Source organism: Mesorhizobium sp. M7A.F.Ca.CA.003.01.2.1, from assembly GCF_003998945.1.
GTDB lineage: Bacteria > Pseudomonadota > Alphaproteobacteria > Rhizobiales > Rhizobiaceae > Mesorhizobium > Mesorhizobium ciceri.
On sequence record NZ_RZRA01000741.1, the window covers coordinates 1 to 2,949 of the forward strand.

Below are 2,949 nucleotides of genomic sequence, written 5' to 3' on the forward strand. Positions count from 1 at the left end.
ATCCTGTCCCTTGATTTCGTCGGCGATAGTTTTTGCGGGCCGCGTTCTCTTCTCGATGAGCCCGAGCTTTGGCCGCAAAAGGTGATTGTCATGACGCTGGCCAAGGTCGGTGCGGCCGCCGGTCCCGACTTCGGGCGGTTGCAGGAGGTCAAGGCCAAGGCCGGAAATCGCGCTGTCATTGCGGCCGGCGGTGTCCGCGACGAGAACGACATCAGGGCCTTGTCCGCCATGGGCGTCGCCGCGGCACTGGTCGCAACCTCATTGCACAACGCTACGCTCACGCCCGGCCACCTCGCGTCACTCGGCGCCTGATCGTCGTTGCTCGTCAGCTCCCGAAGGGCGTGCGCCCTTCGGGAGCTGACGTTTCAAAAGCCCAGAACCTTTTTCAGCCGGCGCAACAGACCATCCGTCTCAGAAGAGGGTTTTTCCTGTGCGGGGCTGTCTCTTGTCTAGGCTGCGAACGGATGCTTGACCTTGTCGCGCTGGGCCGTTGCTTCGGCGGCGGTCGGGGTTCCTGCAACGGCGCGCTGGATGGCTTCCTTTGTCGCCTCGTAATTGTATTTCTGGATCTTGGCGTCGTCCGCCGCGTCCCAATGGATGAATACCCCGACGCAGATGAACACGTCGTCTGCTTCGTTGGCCGGAATGGTCCCGTCCGCAACGCTGTCCTGCACGGCCTTTGCCACGGCGTGCTGCGCCGGGCCGAACATCTGGACCGCCTGTTTGGCACCCTTGATCGTGACCTTGTTGAACATCACGGTGTTGGGTTTGCATTGAAGATTGGGCGCGATCACCGCCAAAAGCGAAGTAAAGCCGTCCTTGTTGTTGGTAAGCGCGTTGCAAAATGCCGTTTCGACCGCGCTCCCCCGCGGGCCGATGAGCAGGTCGACATGCGCGACTTCGTTGCCGTCTCCCACCAGCGATTCACCGACCATAACCTTTGATATTTTTGCCATGCCAATTTCCTCCAAGACACAATTATGATGTCCACGGACGCTGCAACCGAGCAGGCGCTCGATGGACAGCTATCCTTGTTGGCAGCGTCCGGATTTGCCCGGACCGGTTGGCTAGATAGCCGCGGAAGCACAGCTTCCGCTTTTGGAAGTCAAGCACCAACGCCGCGATTATGCAAGGTGAGGGCGAGGGTGTGGACTAAAAGAGTAGCCACGGTGAGGTCGGCCGAGGTGCCGGGGTTGATGTTGTCGGCCTTCAGCCGGCGGTCGAACTCCATGAGCAGACGAATGCGCGACGGTTCGTCGCCCTCGGCATGGAGCGCCGCCTGAACGGCAACGGCTTCCTGCCGCGCCTGATTTGCGACGTGAACGCCGTGCTTGCGCATCACATGGCTGTCGGGGAAGCCGGCGAGAAACGCCATGTAGACGAACACCGTCGGCCACATGCCGTCTTCTTCACGTGCCAACGCTCCATCCAGCGCGGCGAGCCCGACCCCGAACACGTCGCCGAAACAGTTGCTGTACTGGCGAGCGATCATGTCGCGGTCGGCAGCCTCCCTCATCGCGTCCAGCAAATGGACCTTCGGCTCCTGCCGCACATCGTTGGCGGCTTCTCCGAGGCCGCCTGGCGCGGCCGTGACGATCGCCTCGAATACCGCCTTGGTATCCTGCACGCTCAAAGCCCGAAGCAGCGAATCGAGATTGTCACGCAGTCTGTCACCGCCCATTTCGGCGGCGCATATCAGAGGCCCTGCCAGAAGGATGATTCCGAGATTGGTATTGGTTGCGACCGCCAGTCGTGTCGCGCGCACCGCCTCCAGCATCCGCTGCCCGACCGGCAGACGAGGATCGGTCAGCGGCCCGGAGGAAACCTCCGCACTTGTCATGAACTGGGCGGCGGACATGCCGTGTCCGTCGGCGAACAGATGGACGTTGCCCGGCTTTAGGGCTTCGATCTCCATCCTGCAGGCATTCTTATAGCTGGCCCGGAGGCGTTCACGCGAAAGCACCACCTTGCCCGCCCTCACGAATTCGCAGGCGCGGCAAAACGGTAGGGCCGCGGTGCGGCGGCCGCCTCGGCGCGGTCGGCCAGAAGTTTCAGCAAGGCATCGGCGATTGCTTCGGCGATGTTCACGGCGACCACCGACTGCAATCCCGACCATGCGGGCATGCTGTTCACTTCGAGTATGAACAGATTGCCGTCGTCAGCCCGCACGATGTCCACGCCGGCAAAATCCGCGCCGACCGCGGCTGACGCAGCGACGGCCAGCGATGCCAGTTCCGCCTTGCCATGTTCGGAAACCTGTTCCGGCACGCCACCCCGGTTGACGTTCGTGATCCAGTCGTCGCTGATGCGGCTCATCATCGCCACGGTCTCTCCGGCGCAGACAAACACGCGGAAATCCCGGAAAGGCGGACCGGCACGCGACACATATTGCTGAAGGTAGTAGACGCTGTTCACCTCTTCTGCGGCCGGCAGGTCCGAGAACGTGCGGATCAGCTTTATGCCGCGGCCTTGCGCCCCGAACAATGGTTTCAGCACCAGCGGTCCCCGCGGAAGCTCTTGCGCCGCGACCTCCTCGGCGACGGCAAGTCCTTCTACGGCAAAGGTGCGTGGCGTAGGCAGGCCGGCATTTTTCAGGAGGAATGTCGTCATCGACTTGTCGACGCAGCGCTCGATCGCCTGCGCGGAATTCCATACGGGAACCGACAGTCTGCTTAACGCGTGCAGCACCCCGAGGCGCCGGGTAACCGCTTCGAACGATCCGGCGGCGATCGAACGGACGAGCACGGCGTCGGGCAGCGTGCCGCCGAAGCCGGGGATCGCAAGTCCGCTCGGGCTGCTGGTATCGAATGCGATCGCCGCCAGCGGCACGGCTGTAACGGCGGCGCCCCCCCGACCAAGTCCTGCCGCCAGGCCGTTGGAGCCGGTGTCCACTTTGTCGCTGACGATCAGGATGCGAGGGATCATGTGGCCTCTCGGGTGCGGGAATGT

General features: G+C 62.9%; 4 protein-coding genes. 1 reads left to right on the forward strand and 3 read right to left on the reverse strand.

The features are described 5' to 3' along the window. The coding region (locus EN969_RS24705; protein WP_245467489.1) for a HisA/HisF-related TIM barrel protein at nucleotides 1–312 on the forward strand (312 nt) is incomplete at its 5' end. Between the two features lie 137 nt (nucleotides 313–449). Here the strand turns inward: EN969_RS24705 and fae are convergent. From fae to EN969_RS24720, 3 genes are all read right to left on the reverse strand, one after another. Further along, nucleotides 450–956: a formaldehyde-activating enzyme gene (fae, locus tag EN969_RS24710; protein WP_013532036.1), complete on the reverse strand. Its 507-nt coding sequence runs from the start codon at nucleotides 954–956 to the stop codon at nucleotides 450–452. A gap of 149 nt (nucleotides 957–1,105) precedes the next feature. Further along, nucleotides 1,106–1,981 (reverse strand): triphosphoribosyl-dephospho-CoA synthase, encoded by an 876-nt coding sequence (locus tag EN969_RS24715; RefSeq protein ID WP_335919129.1) that lies wholly within the window; start codon nucleotides 1,979–1,981, stop codon nucleotides 1,106–1,108. After that, entirely contained in the window at nucleotides 1,978–2,892 is a 915-nt protein-coding gene (locus EN969_RS24720; RefSeq protein ID WP_245458385.1) for a RimK family alpha-L-glutamate ligase, read from the reverse strand. The genes EN969_RS24715 and EN969_RS24720 overlap by 4 nt, the downstream gene beginning before the upstream one ends. Between the last annotated feature and the right edge of the window lie 57 nt (nucleotides 2,893–2,949).